18 protein-coding genes and 1 pseudogene are annotated in these 22,797 nt (G+C 71.3%); 11 read left to right on the top strand and 8 right to left on the bottom strand.

Features of this window, described 5'->3' with window-relative positions:
- Window positions 1-6: 6 nt before the first annotated feature.
- Entirely contained in the window at window positions 7-168 is a 162-nt protein-coding gene (locus tag ACIQPR_RS08900) for a hypothetical protein (RefSeq protein WP_403644127.1), read from the bottom strand.
- Between the two features lie 10 nt (window positions 169-178).
- Window positions 179-2,029, bottom strand: coding sequence for a transposase (locus ACIQPR_RS08895; protein ID WP_403644124.1), 1,851 nt, complete (start codon window positions 2,027-2,029; stop codon window positions 179-181).
- A gap of 704 nt (window positions 2,030-2,733) precedes the next feature.
- On the opposite strand from ACIQPR_RS08895, the gene ACIQPR_RS08890 reads away from it, so the two are divergent.
- The 3 genes and pseudogenes from ACIQPR_RS08890 to ACIQPR_RS08880 all read left to right on the top strand — a co-directional run.
- Window positions 2,734-2,916, top strand: coding sequence for a hypothetical protein (locus tag ACIQPR_RS08890; RefSeq protein WP_403644121.1), 183 nt, complete (start codon window positions 2,734-2,736; stop codon window positions 2,914-2,916).
- 12 nt (window positions 2,917-2,928) lie between these two features.
- On the top strand, window positions 2,929-4,977 hold the full coding sequence (locus ACIQPR_RS08885; protein WP_403644119.1) for a recombinase family protein: 2,049 nt from the start codon (window positions 2,929-2,931) through the stop codon (window positions 4,975-4,977).
- A pseudogene (locus ACIQPR_RS08880) lies at window positions 4,962-5,561 on the top strand (solute carrier family 23 protein); the annotation flags it as partial. The gene ACIQPR_RS08885 and the pseudogene ACIQPR_RS08880, both read left to right, overlap by 16 nt.
- On the opposite strand, the gene ACIQPR_RS08875 reads toward ACIQPR_RS08880, so the two are convergent.
- Complete coding sequence (locus ACIQPR_RS08875; RefSeq protein WP_403644117.1) at window positions 5,558-6,856, bottom strand: SGNH/GDSL hydrolase family protein; 1,299 nt, start codon at window positions 6,854-6,856, stop codon at window positions 5,558-5,560. The pseudogene ACIQPR_RS08880 and the gene ACIQPR_RS08875 sit on opposite strands and share 4 nt — an antisense overlap.
- A gap of 53 nt (window positions 6,857-6,909) precedes the next feature.
- Window positions 6,910-8,235: a PHB depolymerase family esterase gene (locus ACIQPR_RS08870; protein ID WP_403644114.1), complete on the bottom strand. Its 1,326-nt coding sequence runs from the start codon at window positions 8,233-8,235 to the stop codon at window positions 6,910-6,912.
- Window positions 8,236-8,483: 248 nt separating this feature from the next.
- Between ACIQPR_RS08870 and ACIQPR_RS08865 the strand changes: the two genes are divergently transcribed.
- Together ACIQPR_RS08865 and ACIQPR_RS08860 are read left to right on the top strand one after the other, a co-directional pair.
- The gene (locus ACIQPR_RS08865; protein WP_403644112.1) at window positions 8,484-9,449 is read left to right on the top strand and encodes a polysaccharide lyase family 1 protein; all 966 of its coding nucleotides are present in this window, start codon (window positions 8,484-8,486) and stop codon (window positions 9,447-9,449) included.
- A gap of 32 nt (window positions 9,450-9,481) precedes the next feature.
- A complete protein-coding gene (locus ACIQPR_RS08860; protein WP_403644109.1) occupies window positions 9,482-10,276 on the top strand; it encodes a pectate lyase in 795 nt (264 codons plus the stop codon).
- Window positions 10,277-10,316: 40 nt separating this feature from the next.
- Here ACIQPR_RS08860 and ACIQPR_RS08855 read toward each other — a convergent pair whose 3' ends face one another.
- Entirely contained in the window at window positions 10,317-11,072 is a 756-nt protein-coding gene (locus ACIQPR_RS08855) for a PaaX family transcriptional regulator C-terminal domain-containing protein (RefSeq protein ID WP_403644107.1), read from the bottom strand.
- A gap of 73 nt (window positions 11,073-11,145) precedes the next feature.
- On the opposite strand from ACIQPR_RS08855, the gene ACIQPR_RS08850 reads away from it, so the two are divergent.
- Entirely contained in the window at window positions 11,146-12,813 is a 1,668-nt protein-coding gene (locus ACIQPR_RS08850; RefSeq protein WP_403644104.1) for an acyl-CoA dehydrogenase family protein, read from the top strand.
- An 86-nt stretch (window positions 12,814-12,899) separates the two neighbouring features.
- Window positions 12,900-14,942 carry a HEAT repeat domain-containing protein gene (locus ACIQPR_RS08845; protein ID WP_403644101.1) on the top strand — a complete coding sequence of 681 codons (2,043 nt, stop codon included), beginning with the start codon at window positions 12,900-12,902 and terminating at the stop codon, window positions 14,940-14,942.
- A gap of 98 nt (window positions 14,943-15,040) precedes the next feature.
- On the opposite strand, the gene ACIQPR_RS08840 is transcribed toward ACIQPR_RS08845, so the two are convergent.
- Window positions 15,041-15,625 carry a hypothetical protein gene (locus ACIQPR_RS08840; protein ID WP_403644098.1) on the bottom strand — a complete coding sequence of 195 codons (585 nt, stop codon included), beginning with the start codon at window positions 15,623-15,625 and terminating at the stop codon, window positions 15,041-15,043.
- 250 nt (window positions 15,626-15,875) lie between these two features.
- Here ACIQPR_RS08840 and ACIQPR_RS08835 point away from each other — a divergent pair, with 250 nt between their 5' ends.
- From ACIQPR_RS08835 to ACIQPR_RS08820, 4 genes are all read left to right on the top strand, one after another.
- On the top strand, window positions 15,876-16,991 hold the full coding sequence (locus tag ACIQPR_RS08835; protein ID WP_403644095.1) for a WD40/YVTN/BNR-like repeat-containing protein: 1,116 nt from the start codon (window positions 15,876-15,878) through the stop codon (window positions 16,989-16,991).
- A 175-nt stretch (window positions 16,992-17,166) separates the two neighbouring features.
- Window positions 17,167-17,844 carry a uracil-DNA glycosylase gene (locus ACIQPR_RS08830; protein WP_403644092.1) on the top strand — a complete coding sequence of 226 codons (678 nt, stop codon included), beginning with the start codon at window positions 17,167-17,169 and terminating at the stop codon, window positions 17,842-17,844.
- 83 nt (window positions 17,845-17,927) lie between these two features.
- A complete protein-coding gene (locus ACIQPR_RS08825; RefSeq protein ID WP_403644090.1) occupies window positions 17,928-18,956 on the top strand; it encodes an N-acetylglucosamine kinase in 1,029 nt (342 codons plus the stop codon).
- Window positions 18,957-19,051: 95 nt separating this feature from the next.
- Window positions 19,052-19,975, top strand: a complete 924-nt coding sequence (locus ACIQPR_RS08820; RefSeq protein ID WP_403644087.1) for a sirohydrochlorin chelatase — start codon at window positions 19,052-19,054, stop codon at window positions 19,973-19,975.
- A 117-nt stretch (window positions 19,976-20,092) separates the two neighbouring features.
- Here the strand turns inward: ACIQPR_RS08820 and ACIQPR_RS08815 are convergent, their stop codons facing one another.
- Both ACIQPR_RS08815 and ACIQPR_RS08810 read right to left on the bottom strand, forming a co-directional pair.
- On the bottom strand, window positions 20,093-21,130 hold the full coding sequence (locus tag ACIQPR_RS08815; RefSeq protein ID WP_403644085.1) for a lactonase family protein: 1,038 nt from the start codon (window positions 21,128-21,130) through the stop codon (window positions 20,093-20,095).
- A gap of 87 nt (window positions 21,131-21,217) precedes the next feature.
- The gene (locus tag ACIQPR_RS08810) at window positions 21,218-22,714 is read right to left on the bottom strand and encodes an FUSC family protein (RefSeq protein WP_403644082.1); all 1,497 of its coding nucleotides are present in this window, start codon (window positions 22,712-22,714) and stop codon (window positions 21,218-21,220) included.
- Window positions 22,715-22,797 lie beyond the last annotated feature (83 nt).

The raw sequence follows: 22,797 nt of genomic DNA, 5'->3' as shown, positions 1-22,797 counted from the left end.
CTCAGGTCAGCGCAGGCCGTCCGTGTCGTCGCACTCTTCGCCGACTGGGAGTGGCCGACGGTCGTCCCTCAGGTCCTCGCTGTAGATGACTGCGGAGACCGCGCTGTCGTAGGCATCGTTGAGGCCGTTGCCGCTTGTGCCGAGCATGTTCTCCCAGTCGATTCCCATACCTACGAGCCTAGCTGTCCCACTTGAGGATCTCGGCGCTGCGGGCGTTGAGCTCGTCGGCCCGGGCGAAGATCGCGGCTTCCACTTCAGGGTGATGAGCCGGTCGCCGAGCTGGCCTCGGCATGGGATCAGGAGCAACAGCTGGGACGAAGTCGCTCTCGATCATGGTCGTTAGCCTCTGGACGAGGACCGATAGGGACGAGACGTGCATCGAGGCGTACTGGTCGATGCAGCCCCACTGGTCGATGGCGCAGCAGACCCGGGTGGTCCTGCCAGTCCAGCCAGGGGTCCGGGCGGTCGTGGCGGTGGGCCTGGCCGGTGGGGTCGTCACGTTGGTAGTCAGCGCCCGGACAGAGCTGTGTGACCAGCCGCTCTTCGTGCCCAGCACGTCGAGCCACGACCATACGGCGCAGGCTGGGCAAGCGGCTGGGCTGAGTCGTCGGCACGGCGGATCCGCAGGCGCAGTTGCTGGAACTAATGGAGCGTGAGACTGAGCGACTGGTTCCGGGTCAGGCTCAGTCCGCCGTAGGTCGCTGGCGCGATCAGCACCGCGGCAAAGAGGAGCCGCCCGCAGCTTCAGCCATGCCGCCGAGTGGGTGCTCGGGTCGGCAATGAGGGCAGCGCCGTGGCGAAGAAGCCCCTCCATCGCCGCGCCTTCACCGCCGCAGCGGACCTGGATGTAGTCGTGGCCGGAGATCCGCAGTGGCTTCCAGGTCCGGCTGGTCTGCCCGCGGGGGCAGACGACCTGGTGGCCGTCCCAGTCGACGGTGAAGGAGACCTTGTCGAACCCGTTCTGTGCTTTGGTCTGATGGCTGGAGTCGGCAGCGACCGAGCCGAGCAGCGTGATCTGGTGGACGCGCAGGGCGCGTTCGATCCGCTGCGCGGTCACGTAGGCGGCATCGACCACGTGCTCGCCCGGCGCCAGGCCGGACGCGGCGAGGTCGTCGTGGATCTGGTCGGTGAGCTCGCCGTCCTGGACCGGGGCGATCGTCGTGGCCACGTGCACCACCACCTCCTGCAGGTCTGACGTGCACGTTTCCGTGAAATGGGTGCGGTAGCCGGACCATGCGGTGTCCTGCTTGACGCAGTAGTGCGCGTCGGTGTCGTACGGGGAGTCGAACCGCAGCGACGCCGGAGGCAGAGCGTGGCCGTCGCGCCAGCGCAGGCGTCCGCGTGCATCCCAGTAGTAGTGGTGCACCCACACCCGGCGCAGGATCTCCACCTGCGGCAACGCGCGCAGCCCGGGCGGGGCGTCGGGCGCCCAGGCTGCAGCCAGGACTTTGCATCCGTCCCGGCCGAAAGCCTCCGCCAGGGCGGTGACTCCGGCTTTCCCGCCGGGGACCTTGCCGATCTCGACCTTGCGCCCGTAGCGCTTGTCCCACTCCGGTTCCACCAACGGCAGCAGCCAGTGCGGGGCTGCTTGGGCGAGTTGCTCAAGTGCAGCCCGCAGGCTCTCGCCGGCCAGCTCCAGGCGGCTGAGCCTGCGGACGGCGGCGAGCACGTAGGCGGCATCGGTGCGCTGGCGGCCTCCGGCCTTGAGCAGCCCGGCTTCGACCAGCCGGTTCAGCATCACCTGCAGCAGCCGGTCGGCCGCATCCCCCTCGGTCAGCCGGGCCCGGAACTCGCACAGCACCGAATGATCGAACCCGGGATCGTTCAACTCCATGCCGAGGGCGTATTTCCAGTCGATCCGAGTGCGGACCGCATTTGCTGCAGCGCGGTCGGACAGGTTCTCCGCGAACTGCAACACACTGACCAGCGCCAACTGCCCAGGCGACAGACCAGGGCGCCCATCACGCGGGTACAGTTCCGCGAAGTCCTCGTCCTCGAACACCACGTCCAACCGTTCCCGCATCAGCATCGCCGGCGCCCCCTTCGGACACGCCGCCCACGCTGTCAGCACCGTCCGCGTCGGAATCCGCTGATAACTCCTCGGCCGCAACGACATCCCCGGGCCCCTCCCCGAGACACCACCCCGCCTCACTCCAGCGAACCGCAGAACAGACGTCGCGTCAGCACCCCTCGCAAGATCGCCAACAGAGTCCGGTATTGCCTTTAGCCGAGGCAGGGCGTCTGACCGAGAGCATCGGAGAGACGCGGGCCTTTCACCTCAGCTTCGGCACTCTGGCGCGTGCGGGGCCGTCAGCGCAGAGCGGCGCCTCGAATTATGAAGTGCTCAAGTGGATAGAGATGCCACAGGCGTCCCATACACGATGAACTACGACAGTCCGGCCACGATCGATCTGAGCCCGAGAGGCGACCGGCAGCCAGGCAAGTAGTGGCACACATTGGACAGAAATAGATTTGATTGACTAGTCGATACACAAGTCGATAGGCTTTTCAGGTAAGTCTTGATAGGCGAACCAGGGAGACGCCACTCCCGAGAAGTTGGCATGCGCCGGAAACCGACTCGACACCATCGCCACGCGAGGCCACGACCACCTGTCGCTCGTGTCACGAGTCGTACAAGTACTCCTGCCCCCGGCATGCGTCGGGTGAGCAGCCACACCGCTGCCGCACCGCGGCGCAACACGCCCCCCTGGGGCGGCACGGAGGATCAGACCCATGCAGGACGGGGACGCCACTCGGGCGAAAGAGGCCAGCAAGTGGCTGCGCAAGAACCTCAAGGGCAAGCCGGAGCCAAAGGTTGACATCCGCTGGACGCAGCGCGAGGAACCGGATGACGCAGGCTTCGCCCGCTTCCTCGCCGCTCTGTTCACCCCCCCGCCCGATGGCCCTGAGACATAGGATGCCCGCCACATGGGCCACCCCGACGGCACTGCGAATGCCCCGGAGTCTGGCCAGTCGGGAAGGACTGACATGACACAGGCTCTAACGGACGCCATCGACGTAGCGCGCCAGACCATCACGGCTCAGCTCCGGGCGGTCGACTACCTCAGGGTGTCGACCGAGGAGCAGACCAAGGGCTACGGCATCACCTACACGGGCAAGAAGACAGCCAGGCACATCAGCAGCAAGCACTGGGCCCACATCGGCACCTTCAGAGACGAGGGCGAGTCGGGAACGCTGCCCTGGCAGAAGCGCACCAACGCGCAGAAGTTGATGACGCTGGCCCGCCAGGAACCGCGCCCCTTCGACGTAGTCACGGTCTACGAGACCCGGGCCATCGGCCGCGAAGACCGGGTCTTCTGGGAATGGGTTTGGACCCTGGAGGATCTCGGCGTCTTCGTCGCCGTTGTCGAAGAGGACATCGACAACACGACCGAAGAGGGCAAGGCCCGCATGCGGGACAAGGCCAACGAGGCCTTCCGCGAAATCATCAAGATTCGCAAGCGGACGCAGGACGGCCTTCAGGAGAAGGCGGAGGACGGCGGCTGGGTCGGTGGTCAGCCAGCCTACGGTCTACGGATCAAAGACCAGGGCAAGAAGGGCCAGTCGACGCTCGAAGTCAACCCCTTCGAAGCCATCGTCCTGGAGAAGGCCGCAGAGCTGATCGTGGACGAGGGCAAGAGTGCCGACGAAGCCGCGGCGGCCCTAAACGCCCTTGGCCACCGCACCCGTTCCGGTGCGCCCTGGAAGGGCGGGAACCTGAAGGCCAAGTTCGCCAACACCGCCATGCATGGCGTGGTGGTCTTCCGGAACACGGACGAGAAAGTCAACAAGACCCGCGGCAAGCGGGCCACCCGCCTCGGGCGGGACGGTCAGCCGGCCCACGGCCAGACCGTCGAGATTCCCTGCCCCCCGCCACTGCCTATCGAGCGCGTCAGGGCCGCCAGGAAGGCGCTGGAGCGCCGGGCCCGACCCAAGTCGGTCACAGGGCAGGTCTACGCCCTCTCAAGGCGGCTCACGGGCGCCTGCGGGGCCCACTACGTGGGCCAGTACCTCAAAGAGGAAGGCAAGCGGGCCTACCGCTGCTCGGGCAGCAAGGCCCGCGGCTGCGGAGACTCGATCATCCTCGCCGACGAAGTCGAGGACTACGTCTGGGAGGGCCTGGCCGACTACCTGTCGGACGAAGGAACGTTGCAGGAGCTGGCCCACCGCTGGATCGGGGATACCCCCGACCACCGTGAGCTGTATCAAGCCCGGCTTGAGGTGCTCGACAAGGAGATCGAGCAGCTGACCAACGACTCGGCGCAACGGCTCCTAGCCTTCACGACAGGCAGCACCGAGATCCCGCAGGCCGTAGTGAGCGCCGCCATGGCGGGACTCAGTAAGCAGATCAAGGACAAGGAGAAGGAACGGGACCTGGCCCAGCACATGCTGGACGACGCCGAGGGGGCGGCTACGAGGGCCGCCGACATCGCTTCCCTGATCGAGCTGGCGAAGAGGAACCTGAGGCTGATCAAGGGCGAACGTCGAGCGGACATCATCGAGTTCATGGGCATCAAGGCCACCGTGGCCGGGCCCGTGCCGGTCCGTCAGGGCGGGCGGAGCTGCTTCATCGAAGCCTGGTTCGCCGAGCAGGAGCACGGCGTCCTGCGCCTGACGGACGACCTCTGGGAGGAAGTCGTCCAGCGCATCCCGCCGTACCAGGTCCGCAAGAACAGCCTGGACCCACGGGAAGTCGTGGATGCAACGCTGTACAAAATGCACACGGGCACGGGCTGGGAGTCCCTGCCCGAAAGGTTCCCGGCCGGCTTCTCGGTCCGGGCCCGGGTGAAGAAGTGGATCTCCTCCGGCGCTTGGGCGCAGATGATGGAGCCGCTCTTCTCCCCCGAGATGCAACGCTTCGAGCGCCCGATGCTTCCGCCCTTGAAGGTCCAGGGCGAGCTGGACCCCAACCTGGTCATCCTGCTCGATGGTGGCAACGTTATGGATCTTGATTCAGGCAAGCACTCGCGACGATGACCGAGACGACCGGTGACCTGATAGCCGTGGGCGAGCTGACCGGCCGCCGGATAGAACCGCGCTCCCTCGCGGACGGCCTGCGCGCCGACGGCCTGTCCACCGTCCTCGGCGGTGTCTTCAACACCTTCCCGTACACCGCGTACGCCCAGAACGTCGGCCTGGTCGGCATGACCCGGGTCCGCAGCCGCTGGGTCGTCGCCGTCGCCGGTGGCATGCTCGTCGTCCTCGGCCTGCTGCCCAAGCTGGGCGCGGTGGTCGCGGCGATCCCCGCGCCGGTCCTCGGCGGCGCGGGCCTGGTCATGTTCGGCACGGTCGCCGCGAGCGGCATCCGCACCCTGACCCAGGTCGACTTCAAGGACAACCACAACCTCACCGTCGTCGCCGTCTCGGTGGCCGTGGGCCTGCTGCCGGTCGGCGTGCCGACGGTGTACGCGCGGTTCCCGGACTGGTTCCAGACGGTGATGAACAGCGGGATCAGCGCGGGCTGCCTGACGGCGATCGTGCTGAACCTGGTCTTCAACCACCTTCCAGTGAAGGGTGGTTCGTCCGCCGTCCCGGCGGGGGCGAAGGAGCAGGTGGCCTAGCGCAGCAGCCGGGCGGGGACCGTCGCGGCCAGCACGCCGTACCCCGCCGGGTTGAGATGCAGCCAGTCGCCCACCTGGAGGGACTCCAACAGGCGGCGCGGGTCGGCCGGATCGCGTACGGCGCGGTCGAAGTCGAGGACCGCGTCGAAGTGACCGCTCGTCCTGATCCAGGTGTTGACCGCCCGGCGGGAGAACTCCCGCTCGCCCGCCGGGTCGTCGTAGGTGTTGCCGCCGAACGGCAGCAGGGTCGCGCCGTAGACCCGGATGCCCTGGGCGTGGGCGCGGACGACGATCTGGTCGTAGGCCGCCAACAGGTCCTCGGTGACCTGGCGTTGGGCGGTGGGTGTCGGGTCGGCGGTGCCGATGTCGTTGACGCCCTCGAAGACGATGAGCCGGGTGACTCCGCTGCGGGAGAGGACGTCGCGGTCCAGGCGGGCCAGGACGTTGGGTCCGAGGCCGTCGTTGAGGACCCGGTTCCCGCCCGCCGCCTGGTTCAGGATCGCTACGGCGGCGGTGGCGGGGTGGGCGCGGAGGCGGTCGTGGAGCTGGTCGGGCCAGCGGTCGTTGCCGTTGGTCGTGGAGCCCCGGCCGTCGGTGAGCGAGTCGCCCAGGATCGCCACGGCCGTGGTCGCGCGCGGCGCCAGGACCTCGATGTCGCTGAGCAGATACCAGTGGTCGACCGGGGTCGCACCGGGCAGGTCCTCGTCCCCACTGTGATCTCCGGCCAGCAGATACGACGTCGTGCGCGAGCCCGGGTGCGAGGTGAGCGCGAGCGAGGGCTGGCCGGTCGCGAGATAGGTCGTCACGGTCAGCACGGACGCGGCGGACAGGTCCAAGTCCACCGGGTCCGAGACCAGTTGGGCGCCGACCGGGACGGTCGCCGACGCGCGTCCGGCGAAGGTGACCGGTCTGCCGCTGCCGGGCACGATCGCGCGCGCACCCGCCCTGCCCTCCAGCGGGAGCGCCAGCGTCACCGCGGTGAGCGGCAACGGCGTGTCGCCGTAGGCGTTGGAGAAGCGCAGCCGCAGCGTCCGGCCCCCGGCGGTGACACGCAGCGTCTGGCGCAGCGTGGTGTCGACCAGGACCGACCTGGTGCCGGTGAAGGGCGCGGGCGGCAGATTGCCCGGCTCGGTGAGCTGGGGCATCGCCGTCCAGGTGTTCACCCAGTGCGAGCCGGCGCTCGTCGAACCTCCCTCGGCGTGCGCAGAGTTGGCGGCCACGAGGCTCGGAAGGGGTGACAGGGCGGGCAGCGCCGTGGCCGTGGCGGCGAGCGCGGTCCGTCTGGTGGGCTGCACGCGATCCACCTTCCTCGGGAAGGAGTCGGGGGGCGAAGGGCACTCGGCGCGGGTCAACCCACCGTGCAGGCGGTCCCGTTGAGCGTGTAGGCGGTGGGTGCCGTGCTGTTGCCGGTGTGGTTCGCCTGGTAGCCGATGGTCACGCTCGCGTTCGGGGCGATCGTGCCGTCGTACGAGGCGTTGGTGGCCGTCACCGTGCCGGAGGCCGGTGTGTAGGTGGCGCCCCAGCCGTTGGTGATGGTCTGGCCGGTGGGGAGGGTGAAGCCTAGCTGCCAGCCCTCGACCGTGCCGGTACCGGTGTTGGTGATCGTCACGGAGGCGGTGAGGCCGGTGTTCCAGGCGTTGGTCGTGGCCGTCACCTTGCAGGGTCCGGTCGAGGGCGGGGGTGTGGTGCCGCCGCCGGACAGGCCGAAGAAAGTGAGGACGCGGGCGCCCATGCCGTAGGTGTAGAGGTTGTGGGTGACGCCTTGGAGGCTGATGGCCTCGACGGGGGCCTGGTCACCGGGGGCGCCGTAGCGGGTGCGGGTCCAGCCGGTGGCCGGGGTGTCGGTGGCGGCCGGGGTCTGGCCGACGCCCTGCACATCGGTCCACTGTTTGATCTCCTCGCCGAAGTTGGGGTAGCGCAGGGTGTCGTCGGCGGTGCCGTGCCAGAGCTGCATCCGGGGGCGGGGTCCGGTGTAGCCCGGGTCGGCGCCGCGCACCAGGTCGCCCCATTCCTGGGGGGTGTGGGTGACGGTGCCGTTGGCGCAGGCGGTGTTCCACTCCGAGCCGTCGGTGGTGGCGAAGCAGCCGAACGGCACACCGGCGAAGGCCGCGCCGGCCGCGAAGACGTCCGGGTAGTCGCCGAGCAGGACGTTCGTCATCATCGCGCCGGAGGAGATGCCCAGGGCGAAGACGCGGCCCGGGTCGGCGGAGTAGGTGCTCTTCACCCAGTCGACCATGGACTTGATGCCGACCGGGTCGCTGCCGCCGTCGCGGTGCAGGGCCTGGGGCGAGGAGACGTCGAAGCACTTGCTGGCCCGGGTGACCGACGGATAGACGACGATGAAGCCCAACTGGTCGGCCAGCGAGGCGTATTCGGTGCCGGAGTACATCGCGGGGCCCGAGCCGCCGCAGTAGTGCACCGCCACGACGACCGCCGGGTGGGCGGTGACGGCGGCCGGTACGTACACGTACATCTGGAGGTTGCTGGGGTTGCTGCCGAAGCCGGTGACCTCGGTGAGGGGCGCGGTGGGGACGGCCTCGGCGCGGGCGGCGGCCGGGGGTGCCAGCAGGGTCAGGGCCGCGAGCAGCGGCACCAGCGCCGCGAAGAGCGCGACGCGTACCGAACGCGGTTTCGTCCGGGCGGACTTGAGGGTGTTGTCGGCTGTGGGGAGCACGTCATCGTCCCTTCGTGATCGCGGCTCGTGCGGCTCGTGCGGCGTCGTTCGAGGGAAGAACCATCGGCATCGTGACATGGACATGAGTCCCATGGAAGCGCTCCCACGCTCCGAATAGTTTCGCGCGGAGCGTTGACCAGAAAGCGCTTTCACCCTACGTTCCGTTCAGATGTGTGACCGCGACGCTCCTCGTGGCACACCACGTTCACGTACGCGATCATCCGCCCCCACTGAAGGGATGCACCCGCATGCGTACACGCCTCCGAAGGCCGGCCCTGACGGCCGCCGCGTTCGCCGCGTTCGCCGCCGTCACCGTGTTCGCTCTTCCTCAGTCCGCCTCGGCGGCCGACGCCTCGCCGGTCGGTTTCGGCGCCGGGACCACCGGCGGCGGCAGCGCCGCGGCGGTCACGGTGTCGACGCTGGACGCCTTCAAGTCGGCCGTCACCGGCAGCGGTTCGAAGGTGATCAAGGTCAACGGCCTGATCTCGCTGAGCGGTCAGGTGGACATCGGGTCCAACACGACGGTCCTGGGCGTGGGTTCGGCGTCCGGGTTCACCGGCGGCGGGCTGCGCCTGAAGAAGGTGACGAACGTCGTCGTCCGCAACCTGAACATCAGCAAGCCGGTCGCACCCGCCGACGGCATCACCGTGCAGGCGTCGACGAAGGTGTGGATCGACCACAACGCCTTCTCGTCCGACCTCGACCACGGAAAGGACTACTACGACGGCCTGCTCGACATCAGCCACGCCTCCGACTACGTCACCGTCTCCTGGAACACCTTCAAGAACCACTACAAGGGCTCGCTCGTCGGCCACAGCGACAACAACGCGAGCGAGGACACCGGACATCTGCGGGTGACGTACCACCACAACTGGTTCGACCAGGTCAACTCCCGTATCCCCAGCCTGCGTTTCGGCACCGGGCACTTCTACGACAACTACGTCGTCGGCGCCGAGACCGCCGTGCACTCGCGCATGGGCGCCCAGATGTTCGTCCAGAACAACGTCTTCCGGGACACGGAGGTCGCCGTCACGACGAACCGGGACAGCGACGTGGACGGCTACGCCAACCTCAGCGGAAACGACCTCGGCGGAGCCGCCACCGAGATCTCCCGGGTCGGCACGTTCACCAGCCCGCCGTACAGCTACACCGCCGAGCCCGCCTCGACCGTCGTCGCCTCGGTGACCGCGGGCGCGGGCACCGGAAAGCTCTGACCACTCCCCCACCTCGGAGAAGGAATCGGGACATGACTTCTTCCCTACGGCCACGCGTGCTCACCGGCGCGGCGACGGCCTTCGGACTCTCGCTTGGCATGATCATGGCAACAGGTGCGCTCTCACCGGCGAGTGCCGCCACCTGGCCCACCGCGAGCGGCAGCAAGGCCGTCACCTCGACCATCTCGGTCTCGGGCACCAAGGACTACGGGATGCTGCGGCTGTACGGCAGCGGAGACCTGGGCACCGGCAGCCAGGACGAGGACCAGGGCCCCATCCTGGAACTGGCCCCGGGCGCGGTGGTCAAGAACGTCATCATCGGCTCGCCCGCCGCCGACGGCATCCACTGCCTGGGCGCCTGCACGCTTCAGAACGTGTGGTGGGAGGACGTCGGCGAGGACGCGGCGACCTTCCTGGGCTCCTCGTCGTCCAACGTGTACACCGTGAACGGCGGCGGCGCGAAGGAGGCCAGCGACAAGGTGTTCCAGTTCAACGGCGCCGGCACGCTCAACGTCTCCAACTTCGCGGCGCAGACTTTCGGCACGTTCGTCCGCTCGTGCGGCAACTGCAAGACGCAGTACAAGCGCACGATCAACCTCAACACCATCGAGGCGACCTACAAGGGCAGCCGGATCGTCGGCATCAACACCAACTACGGCGACAGCGCGACCCTGAAGGCGATCACGATCGTCGGGGACACCGGCAAGAAGATGATCCCCTGCCAGAAGTACATCGGGAACAACACGGGCGCGGAGCCGACCACCAACGGCACAGGCGCGGACGGCACTTACTGCAAGTACTCGTCATCGGACATCACCTACAAGTGAGCCGCCGACGGTGAGGGCGACCGTGCCGGGTCTCCTCGGGTCACGCCGGGTTGCCCAGCACGGCCGCGACCAACTCCGCGCGGTGGCGGGTGTACGCGGCGCGCAGGACGGGTCCCGGCCAGTCGGCGGGCAGGAGTTCGGGCGGCAGCACCGGGTCGGCGAGCAAGTGGCGTACGACGGCGGCCAGTACGGTGAAGCGCTCGGCCGGGCGGTCGGCGGTGGCGGCGATCCGGGCGAGCAGCGCCTCGGCCGTCCCGGCCCAGGTCCCAAGTGGCCAGAGTTCGGCGGCCAGTCGGCGGGCGGGCTCCTCCGGGCGGGTGATGAAGTGCCGGGCGACCGCGCCGAGTTCGTCCGGTCGGGGCCGTAGCAGATTGGCCGGGCGGAGCCAGACCCCCTCGCGGAGTTCGGCGAGCCGTAGCGCGGTCAACTCGGCGCGCAGTTCGGCGCGTTCGGCGGGGCCGCGGCCGGTGGCGGTGACGACGGTCATCTCCCAGTCGCCGTCCCAGGGCCGGGTCTCGGGGTGGACGGCGGCGTCCTGGCGGCGCCGGCGTTCCAGCAGCCGGTCGCTGAGCCGGTAGACGGCGTCCGCGCTGCGCAGATCTCCGGCCGCGACCATCCGGCTGAGCGCGGCCCGCAGGGTGGATCCGGCTACGCCGAGCGGTTCCACGGCCCGCAGCAGATCCCGTACGGGCAGCTCGGGCGGCTGCGCGCCCAGCAGCAGACTGAGGACGACCGACCGCGCGGACAACGGGCGCAGATCCACCTCACCGGGCCCTTCCGACACGTTCGTCCGCATGACCTCGTACTCTACGCACCATCCTCGTGTTACATCATTGATGCGACCGCAGGAATAGTGCAACACTGCTCGTATGGCCCAGACACTCGCGCACATACCGCAGCCGCCGCGGAACGCCACGCACGACGTCACCAACCAGCCCCCGCCCCTGATCCCGTACGACGCCTCCGAGGACACGGCCCTGCTGGAGGGGCTGCGCAGGGAGGGCGCCGGCTGGGCCGAGGAGGACGTACGGCGGCTCGGCCGGGCGGCCGGTGGCGCGGAGGCACAGGAGTGGGGCGAACTGGCCAACCGGCACGAGCCGGAGCTGCGCACGCACGACCGCTACGGCAACCGGATCGACGAGGTCGAGTTCCACCCGAGCTGGCACCGGCTGATGGACACCGCCGTCGCCGAGGGGCTGGCCGGCGCGCCCTGGGCGGACGAGCGCCCCGGCGCCCATGTGGCCCGTACGGCAAAGGGGTTGGCGTGGGGACACACCGACGCCGGGCACGGCTGTCCGACGTCGATGACGTACGCCGCCGTCCCCGCCCTGCGCGCCCAGCCCGAACTGGCCGCGGTCTACGAGCCGTTGCTCACCAGCCGGGTCTACGACCCGGTCCTGCGCGTGCCGACCGGGAAGCGCGGGCTGCTGGCCGGAATGGGGATGACCGAGAAGCAGGGCGGCTCGGACGTCCGCACGAACACCACGGCGGCCACCCCCACCGCCGAACCGGGCGTGTACACACTGCGCGGCCACAAGTGGTTCACGTCGGCGCCGATGTGCGACGTGTTCCTCGTGCTGGCCCAGGCTCCGGGCGGCCTGTCCTGCTTCCTGGTGCCCCGCGTACTGCCCGACGGCAGCCGCAACGTGTTCCGGATCCAGCGGCTGAAGGACAAGCTGGGCAACCGCTCCAACGCGTCCTCGGAACCGGAGTTCGACCAGACCGTGGCCTGGCTGGTCGGGCCCGAGGGGCGGGGCGTCAAGACCATCATCGAGATGGTCAACTGCACGCGTCTGGACTGCGTGATGATGTCGGCCACGCTGATGCGCAAGACGCTCGTCGAGGCGGGCCACCATGCGCGCCACCGCGGCGCGTTCGGCGCGCGGCTGCTCGAACAGCCGCTGATGCGGAACGTGTTGGCCGATCTCGCCCTGGAGTCGGAGGCCGCGACGACCCTCACCCTGCGGCTGGCGGGCGCGGCGGACCGCGCGGTGCGCGGGGACGACGCCGAGGTGGCGTTCCGTCGGATCGCCACCGCAGTCGGCAAGTACTGGGTGACCAAGCGCGGTCCGGCCTTCACGGCGGAGGCCCTGGAGTGCTTCGGCGGCAACGGCTACGTCGAGGACTCGGGCATGCCCCGGCACTATCGCGAGGCCCCCCTCCTCTCCATCTGGGAGGGCTCGGGCAACGTCAACGCCCTCGACGTACTGCGGGCGTTGGGCCGCGACCCCGGCCCGGCCCAGGCGTTGTTCGCCGAACTCGCCCTGGCGCGGGGCGCGGACGCCCGCCTGGACGCGGCGGTGAACCGGCTGAAGAAGACGTTGAGCGAGGCGACGGAGACGGGCGCGCGCCGTCTCGTCGAGCAGATGGCGCTCACCCTCCAGGCGTCCCTCCTGGTACGGCACGCCCCGGCCGCCGTCGCCGACGCCTTCTGCGCGACCCGGCTGGGCGGCGACTGGGGGCACGCCTTCGGCACCCTCCCCGACTCCGCCGACCTCGGCGCGATCCTCTCCCGCGCCCTGCCCGCCGAGGGCTGACCCTCGGTCACCTCCCGATTCCGCTTCGTTGTCAGTGGCGTGGTGCAGACTCGCGATCGGTTGGCACTTCGTCTGGGGAGGGCAACGTGTTCACGGGGATCGACGAGGTCGACTGGGCCTCACTGCGCCATGCGTACGGCAGTGCGGCGGACGTGCCGGAACTGCTCAGGGGACTGGCCGCCGAAGACCCCGCCGTGCGGGCGGGCGCGCTCGACGGGATGTACGGCGCGGTGCACCACCAGGGGCGGGTGTACGACGCGACACTCGCCTGCGTTCCGTTTCTGCTCGCGCTGGCGGCCCGCGAGGAGGTGGCCGAGCGCGGCGGACTGCTGGAGCTGCTGATCAGCGTCGGCCGGGACGGCGGCCCCGGGGAAGCGGCGGTGCGTGCCGGGGCCGAGGTGTTCGCCGCGCTCGTCGGGGACCAGGACCGCGACGTACGCCGGGCCGCGGCCGAGGCTGCGGTCCTCTTCCTCGGCCCACCCGCGCGCGTGTCGCGGCTGCTGCGGCAGCGGATCGCGGTGGAGCGCGACGACCGGGTGCTGCTCGCCCTCACCGAGGGCCTCGGCCTGTTCGTCCGCTGGCACCCGGACCACTCCACCGAGGCACTGGACCTCCTGCTGACGCTGGGCACTCCGCCGTACGACCCGGGGCTGCGGCTCGCCGCACTCGGTCAACTCGCCGGCTGCGCACCGGAGCTGCTCCCCGCCGACCTGGTCCCCACCGTCGTCGGACTGCTCGGGGAGCGGTCCGAGCGGCGCCGGTCGGACGTCCGCGCGCGGGACGGCGTCGACTGCCCGGACACGCTCACCGGGCGGTTACGGCGACTGCGCCCCTCGGACGAGGAGGGCGCGCGGCTGGTGCGCACCCTGCACACCGCGCTCGGCGGCCGGCCGAGCGAGCGGATCACCCTGCTGGAAGGGCAGTTGACCTGTCCGGACGCCACCGACCGGTGCAACGGGGTGTGGATGGCGGCCGGACTGTTCCGCGAGTGGCGGGGCGACCACACGGCGCTCGTCGCGCTGGTCGGCGAGCAACTGGGCACGGACTCCGGCCGGTTGCGCGACGCCGCGTCATCGGTCCTGGGGGAACTCTTCCACCTGGCCGCACCGGCCGCCGATCACCTGTACGCGCTGGTGATCACGCGTTCCGACCTGTGGACACAGCGCTGGGAGCGCGGCGCACCGACCCTGGGGAGCGCGCTCAAGGCCCTTGCCCACAGCGGTGATCCACGGGCGGCACCGGTACTGGCCGACGTGCTCGCGCGGCCCGTCGTACCCGACGACCTGGGACGGGTGATCGTCCACCTGGGCCGCTCGGCCGCACCGCTCGCCCCGGCGTTGCGGTACCGGCTCGGCCGTGTGCCCCTCAACTCCCCCGGGACGGCCGACCGTGCCGTACCCCTGCTGTCCGCCCTGTCCGCGCTCGGGGACCGGGAGGCGGTGCCGGAGGTGCTGCGGCTGGTGCGCGGGATGCCGGACGGGACGCGGTCCGGGCAGCGGGTCGTGGAGTCGGCGCTACGGGCGCTCGACGTGTTCGGGGTCGACGCGGAAGGGGTCGTACCGGTGCTGCGGGGGTTGTTGGAGTCCGACTACGCGGGTGTCGCGGCGGGTGCCCTGTGGTCGGTGGAGGGGGACGCGTCGGCCGTACTGCCGTCCCTGCTGCGGGAGTTGGAGAGTCCGGACGGGCGACTTCGCCAGGTCGCGGCGGACGTGCTGGCGCGGGTGGGGGCGCCCGCGCGGGTCGCGTCGGACGGGCTGGCGCGCATGGCGGGGGCGGAGTGCGCCCAGGAGCGGGTCGCGGGGGCGCGGGCGCTGTGGCGGGTCACCGGGGATGTGCCGAGGGTGCTTCCGGTGCTGCGGTCCGCGTGGACCGGGCAGCCGCGCGTACGGGGCGCGGTCGCCGCGTGCCTGGTCGACATGGGGACCGCCGGGGCATCCCTGCGCGACCTGGTGGAGACCGAACTCGCCGCCCCGCGACGCCACTTGGCGCGGAGCGGCGGACACGGGAGCCGGGACGTACTGGCGGACGAGCAGTTGTTGGCGGTGTGCCGGGAGGTGCTGGCGGGCGGCGGTGACACCTGTGGCGGGGAGACGGCGGGTGGTGGTGCCACGGGCGACGAGGAGAGGTGACGGCAGGACCAGCGCCCCCGCAGCGGCCTGCGTGCCGGGGGGGCGCTCACGTCGTGCCGACGGCCCTCATGTCGTGCCGGGCCGGTCGGCCCGTCCGCTCAGCCCGTCTTACGGCTCCACAGCGGGCCGAACCGGGCCCACTCCACGTCCCACTGTTCCATGCGTCGGCGTTCCAGCCGGATGCGGAGGGCGCGGGCGCTGATGAAGGGGACGGCCGCCGCGCCCGTTCCCAGCAGGATGCCGATCAGCGCGGCCCGCAACTGCGCCTGGGACGCGGTGGCGGGCTTGGTGACCAGATGGCCCTGCGGGTCGGTCCAGATGGTCACCGGAGTGCCGATGCCGCTGCCGGAGGGGACGCGGATCTGGCCGGTGTGCGAGGAGCCGTCCACGGCCGTCCAGCGGACCTTGGCCCAGACGAGCTCGCTGTTCGTTCTGCCGGCGTTCGTCTGGGCGGGGCCGGGCGCGTCCTGGGTCACCAGTGCCACCACCGGTTTCCACTCCACGCGCTCCTGGGCCAGTTCGTGTTCGACGGACCGGGTCGCCGTCAGACCGGCCAGCACGCCTGCCAGGACGGTGATCAGCCAGGCACCGAGCACGATCCACGACTCCACCGCATCGGCGCGGCGCTTGAGCGGATTGCGCCGCCACCGCCACAGCCACACCTTCGGACCTCGGAACGCCATCGAAGGCATCCTCCTCATGAACGCACTGACATGCCGAACCGCCCTCCCATACGGGAGACGCCTCCTCGATGCTCACGACGAATACCCCGACTCGACGGTCCCATGGCTGAGGAGGTGTTCGCGGGCTTTTCGCGAGAGGCGTCCCAGAGATCTGCTCAACGGGCCTGGATCATGGGCCTGACCTGCGGCGACGCGCATTCCAGGGGTGACTGTCAGTGGCGGGGTGCAGACTGGCGGGTGAAGGGGCGAAATGGCCAAAATCGCGGTGGAGGTGATCGTCATGACCGAGGTGCTGCTCGCGGTGGGCACGCGAAAAGGCCTGTTCATCGGGCGCAGGCGGGGTGGTGTCTGGGAGTTCGACGAGAGCCCGTACTTCAACGCGCAGGCGCTGTATTCGGTCGCCGTCGACACACGTGGCCACATGCCGAGACTGCTGGCCGGTGGCGACAGCGCCCACTGGGGTCCGTCCGTCTTCCACTCCGACGACCTCGGGCGCACCTGGGTCGAGCCGGAGCGGCCGGCCGTCAAGTTCCCCAAGGACACGGGGGCTTCGCTGGAGCGGGTGTGGCAGCTGCACCCGGCCGCTGCGGAACCGGAGGTGGTGTACGCGGGTACGGAACCGGCGGCGCTGTACCGCTCCGAGGACCGCGGCGAGAGCTTCGACCTCGTCCGTCCCCTCTGGGAGCATCCCACCCGCTCGCGCTGGGTGCCGGGCGGCGGCGGGGAGGGCCTGCACACCGTCCTGACCGACGAGCGCGATCCGAAGGCCGTGACGGTCGCCGTCTCCACGGCCGGGGTGTTCCGCACCGGGGACGGGGGCGCGAGCTGGGAGCCGTCCAACTCCGGTGTGTCCGCGGTGTTCCTGCCGGATCCGAACCCGGAGTTCGGCCAGTGCGTGCACAAGATCGCGCAGGACGCGGCGACCCCGGACCGGCTGTACTTGCAGAACCACTGGGGGGTGTACCGCAGCGACGACGCGGGCGCGCACTGGACGGACATCGGCGAGGGGCTGCCGTCCACGTTCGGCTTCGCGGCGGTCGCCCATCCCCATCGCGGCGACACCGCCTATGTGTTCCCGATCAACGCGGACGCGGACCGGGTGCCGGCCGGGCGCCGGTGCCGGGTCTTCCGCACGGCCGACGCGGGCCGAAGCTGGGAGCCGCTGTCGGCGGGGCTGCCGGCCGGGGACCACTACGGCACGGTGTTGCGCGACGCGATGTGCACGGACGGCGCGGACCCGGCGGGCGTGTACTTCGGCAATCGCAACGGCGAGGTGTACGCGTCGGACGACGACGGGGACAGCTGGCGGCAGTTGGCGTCCCATCTCCCCGATGTGCTGTGCGTGCGCGCGGCGGTGGTCGCGTGAGGACGACGACTCCGTCGCGCCCGCCGGCGACGGCGGCCCAGGGGCCCTGGACCGCTCCGCGGGCAACTGCCTTGTGGGGAGGCTTCGTTCACGCGGGCGCACAGTCCGGTCGTTCTCGGTCGGGCTCGGGCCACCGGTTGATCGTCGAGCCGTGTACGGCAGTAGGGTGACGCCCGTGGCACCACGACCGTTGCACGAGATTGTCGAACCGGGCTGGGCGAAAGCCCTGGAACCCGTGGCCGGACGCGTCGCCGGAATGGGGGAGTTCCTGCGCGCGGAGATCGCCGCCGGGCGCACCTATCTACCGGCCGGGCCGAATGTCCTGCGGGCCTTCCAGCAGCCCTTCGACGACGTCCGCGTCCTGATCGTCGGACAGGATCCGTACCCGACCCCGGGACATGCCGTGGGACTGTCGTTCTCGGTGGCCCCCGAGGTGCGTCCACTCCCGCCGAGCCTGCTCAACATCTACCGGGAGCTGAACACCGACCTGGGGCTGCCCCAGCCGTCCAACGGCGATCTGACGCCGTGGAGCCGGCAAGGGGTGCTGTTGCTCAACAGGGCGCTGACCACCGCTCCGCGCAGTCCGGCCGCGCATCGCGGCAAGGGCTGGGAGGAGGTCACCGAGCAGGCGATACGGGCGCTGGCCGGACGCGGCAAGCCGCTGGTGTCGATCCTGTGGGGCCGCGACGCCCGCAATCTGCGCCCTCTCCTGGGCGACCTGCCGGCCGTGGAGTCCTCCCACCCGTCCCCGATGTCGGCCGACCGCGGCTTCTTCGGCTCCCGCCCCTTCAGCCGCGCCAACGACCTGCTGGTCAAGCAGGGGGGACAACCGGTGGACTGGCGCCTGCCGTGACCGGTCCGGGGCCGCGACCCAAGCCAGGGCTGGAGCCAGGGCCGGGGGACGACGGTCCGGGCACGGCGGCGGAAGTGCCGGGTGTGCTCCGTCGGCCGGTTCCCTCCACGACACCCGCCGCGCGGGAGGCCGGACTCGGGTTCCTCGCCGTGGACTCCGGAGGGTCCGGGCTGCGGGTCGTCGTAGGGGAAGTGGGGCGTCGGGCGTCCGCGCCTCTGGAGTGCAAGGAGCCGGTTCGGACCGGGGTCCGGGGGATCGACGCCGGGCATTTCATGGAGCAACTGGTGCCCATGGTGCGGGCGTTGGCCGAGGAGGCCGGGGGCGGCGAGTGGGGTACGGCCGTGGTCGGGGCGGCCGGGCTCGCGACGCTCGGGGACGGGTTGCGGGACGAGTTGCCGGGTGCGCTGGCAAGGGAGTTCGGGGTGCGGACGGTCGCGCTCGTCGCCGATGCCGTCACCGCCTATGTCGGTGCTCTCGGGGCGCGGCCCGGTGCGGTGGTGGCGGCCGGTACGGGACTCATCGCGATCGGCACCGACCTCACCGGGTGGCGGCGGGCGGACGGTTGGGGACATCTGCTGGGCGACTGCGGCGGCGGGGCGTGGATCGGGCGGGCGGGGCTGGAGGCGGCGCTGCGGGCCCATGACGGGCGGGACGGCGGTTCCGGGGCGCTGCTGGCGTGCGCCGAGGCGCAGTTCGGGCCGATGCCGGGGCTGCCCGGCAAGCTGTATCCACGGCCGGACCGTCCCGCCGTGCTCGCCTCCTTCGCGCCCCGCGTCGGCGAGTGCGCCCCGGACGATCCGGTGGCGGCGGGCATTCTGCGTGCCGCGGCCCGGCACCTGGCCGAGTCGGCCGCCGCGGTCTGTCCGGCGACCGGCGAGCCTCAGATCGCCCTCACCGGTGGGCTGTTGCGGATGGGCGACCCGCTCCTGGTACCGGTGTACGAGGAGTTGGCCGAACGGCTGCCGCAGGCCCGCCTGGTCACGGCGGCGGGCGATCCGCTCGACGGTGCGGTGCGGATCGCGCGCGACCTCGCGGCGGGGGCGCTCGCTCTGCCGGCCGACGGCGTGATGATGCACGTGGTGGGCTCGACGGGGCCAGGTGATCACTTCTGATCCGTACGTAACTCATCAGACAAAACAGGACGGATACCGCTCACCTGCACCCTCCCCGAACAGGGGAGCCCAAGAAGCCAGTAACATGCGTCGCCATGAGCTCCCCCACTGGGCCCGCGTCCGGCCTGCCAGTACGAATGCCGCGACCTCGCCAGCCCGGGCGGCACCGCCGACCCGAGCCGCTGGCGGCTCCCGAGGGCGCGCCCGCGCTGGTGCTCGCCGTGCCGGGCACGCCCAGCGCCGCCACGCGCAGCCTCGCCGAGGAGGTCGTGAGCATCGCGCGCTCCGAGCTGCCCGGTCTGGACGGGCGCATCGGTTACCTCGACGGGGACGACGCCGAGTTCCCCACGCTGACGGCCGTGCTCGCGCACGCGGCCGAGGAGCGCACCGCCCGCTACGAGCAGGCCAAGGCCGCCGGTGCCGACGTCAAGGAGCCGGACGGTCCCGTGGCCGTCGTCGTGCCGCTGCTCGCCGGTCCGGACAGCGCGCTGCTGCGCCAGGTCCGCCAGGCCGTCATGGACAGCCGGGTCGCGGCCGACCTGACCGATTCGCTCGGCCCGCACCCGCTGCTCGCCGAAGCACTGCACGTACGGCTCTCGGAGGCGGGGCTGGCCCGCGCCGACCGCGCCCGGCTGTTCACCGTGGCGACCGCCGCGGACGGCATCATCCTGGCCTCCGTGGGCGGCGAGGAGGCCGTGCAGGCGGCCGGGATCACCGGCATGCTGCTCGCCGCGCGCCTGGCCGTGCCGGTGATGGCGGCGGCGCTGGACCAGGAAGGTTCGATCGCGGCCATCGCGGAGCAGTTGCGTGGGTCCGGTTCCCAGCAGCTCGCGCTGGCGCCCTACCTGATCGGCCCCGAGATCGACCCGGGTCTGCTCCAGGCGGCGGCTGCCGAGGCGGGCTGCTCGGCCGCCGAGGCGCTCGGACCGTACCCGGCGATCGGCAAGCTCGCGCTCGCCAAGTACACGACGGCGCTGGGCATCGCCCCGCCGCAGCCGCAGGGCGCGCCGGTCCGCTGACCCGGTCGGGTCCGGCGCCGTCCGGTCCGGCCTGGCACGTGTAACGCCGTAGCGCCGAAAGGGCCCCTCCGCACACGGGAGCGGGCCCTTCGGCATGCCGTGGACAGGGCGGTCCGGTCAGTCGAACACCACGCAGGACGCGGCGGTCACGTCGATCGAGCCGCCGGGGCGCGGGATGCCGTCGGCGGGGTCGACGACGAACCATGTGACGTCGCCCGACCGTTCGTTGGCCACGTACAGGTACCCGTCGGCCTCGGCGAGCGCGCGCGGCCAGTGGCCCCCGCAGGGCACCGTCCCGACCAGTCGCAGCCCCTCCCCCTCGACCGCGAGCACGGACAGCACGTCCTCGCCGCGGGTCGCCGTCCACACGAAGCGGCCGTCCGGCGAGGTCACGATGCCGGAGGGGTAGGCGGCGTCGCCGGTCGGCGCGCCGGGCAGTACCGGGGTCTCGGCCAGCGGCTTCAGCGCGCCGCTCGCGGCGTCCCAGCGGCAGACGGTGACGGTCGGGGTGAGTTCGTTGAGGACGTAGGCGAGGTCGCCGTCGGGGTGGAAGGCCAGGTGACGGGGGCCCGAGCCGGGTCTGAGGGCGATCTCGCGGCGCAGGACGGGGCGTCCGTCCTCCAGCGCGCACACCAGCACGGAGTCGGTGCCGAGGTCGATCCCCACGGCCCAACGGCCGCTGGGGTCGGGCTGGATCTGGTGGGCGTGCGGACCCTGCTGGCGCCGTTCGTGCGGGCCCGAGCCGGTGTGCCGGAGCTGTCCCGAGGGGCGGTCCGCCAGCGTGCCGTCCGGGCGGACCGGGACGGCGGTGACGGTCCCCGAGCCGTAGTCGGCGGTCAGGACGTGCCCCGCGTACAGGCTCAGGTGGGTCGGTCCCGCGCCACCGATGCGTACGGGCGGGCCGAGTGGTGCGGGCCTGTCGCCGTCGACGCGGTACGCGGCCACCGCGCCCTCCGGCGTCTCGCTGACCGCGTAGAGGATGTCGCCCTCGGGCGCGAGGGCCAGATACGAGGGGTCGGGGACCCCGTTGAAGCTGCCCAGGACGGTCAGCGCCCCGCTGCGCGTGTCCACGGTCGCCGCGGTGACACCGGGACCGCCCGCCGCCGTGAACGACCCGATGAAGGCCCGCCGTTGCCGTCTGCCGCCGTCTGTCACCGCTGTCCCCTCTCGATTCGGTGCTGTCCGGGGTGACGCTAGCAGTCGATCAAGACCGGTCTAGACCAAAGTGGGGAGTCGATTGCGTCACGCCCCCACGAGCCGCGCGCCCGGCCCCTTCGCCCGCAGCGGCCCGGCGAGTTCCGCGAGAGCCCGTTCCAGCGCGTGGAGATGGGCCAGCGCGGGTTCCGCCGGCCGCCGGACCGGCAGGGCCGCCAGAAGTGCCGTCCCGCCGTCCGTGAGCGCCTCGACCGCCGTCTCGACGCGACCGCACGCGGCGGTCAGGCGGATGTCGTGCGAGGCCTGGGGGTCGGCGGCCACGGTGGCGAGGCCGCGGATCTCGTGGGCGCAGTCGTCGAGGAGGGCCAGTACCCGGCAGGCGCGGCGCTTGCGGCCGAGCATCGGGTTCAGCGGGTGGACGAGGGGGGCCACGGAGAGCCGTACCCGGCCCAGGAGTTGTTCGAGTTCGGCGATGCGGGCGGCGGGGTCGGCGCGCTCGGAGCCGGCGAGGCGGGCGGTGGCCTCGGCGGTGCAGGCGTGGACGCAGCGCAGGGCACGCCGGATCCAGGCGTCCGTGGTGGTGTGGGTGGTCACCGGGAGCACCAGCAGGACGGCGAGTACGGCACCGAGCGCGCCGACGGCGGTCTCGGCCAGGCGCAGGGCCAGCAGGCCCGGGTCCAGGACGCCGAGAAGGCCGTAGAGGAGTTCTGCCATCAAGGTCACCGCGAGCATCATCCAGGTGTAGGAGACGGCAGCCGTGTAGAAGATCAGGAAGACGCAGACCGCCACCAGGACCGCGGTGGGGACGGGGGCGCCGTGGACCGGTACGGCGACCAGCAGGCCCAGGGCGATCCCCAGGACCGTGCCGAGGACGCGCCGGAAGCCCCGAACCATGGTCTCGCCGCGCGATGCCGTGTTGACGAAGATCCACCAGGTGGCGCCCACGGCCCAGTACCAGCGCTGACCGGACACCAACTGGCCCACCACGAGGGCGAATCCGGCGCCCGCGGTCGCCTGGACGGCCTGCCGGGTGGTCACCCGCGCCAGGCGCCGGCCGGCCGGCGGGGCGGGCACCGGGGGCGCGAGCAGTCGGCGTTCGTAGCACCAGAGGCCGAAGCGGACCGTCGCCGCCGTGAGCACGGAGAGGGCCACGGCCGCGTACAGCGCGGGCAGTTGGTCGGTTCTCGCGTGCAGGAACTGGGCCACGAAGAAGGTCATGAACGCGAAGACACCGAGGCTGTGGCCGCGCGGACCCCAGCGGCGGGCGTAGACGCCGGCGCCGACCACGGCGAGAAAGGTGAGATCGCGGGCGACGGGGTGGGCGTGCAGTCCGGCCGCGGCGGTGAGGACCGGCAGGCCCACGCAGGGCAGCAGCGCGGTGGTGAGCGCCTGCCCGCGCACCGTGGCGTCCGTCACCGTGAACAGCGCGAGGAGCGCGGCGAGACCGCCGGTCACGGTGCCCGCGAGCGACTGTCCGGTCAGGCCGCAGACGACCACCGCGAGACCGATCCCGAGCACGGCCCGCGCCGCGAAACGCAACCGCGTCCGCCCCGGGTCCGGAGCCACGAACACCCGCTTCAGCACTGCTTCCCCGCCCCTTGCGCACACCCGCACGAAAAAGGCGCCACGGAGGTCCGCGGCGCCATCGACGCTCCCATCACAGCATC

This window comes from Streptomyces sp. NPDC091280, from assembly GCF_044768565.1.
Lineage (GTDB): Bacteria > Actinomycetota > Actinomycetes > Streptomycetales > Streptomycetaceae > Streptomyces.
The sequence above is the reverse complement of the archived record's forward strand: the minus strand, read 5'-3'. Positions and strand labels throughout refer to the sequence as shown.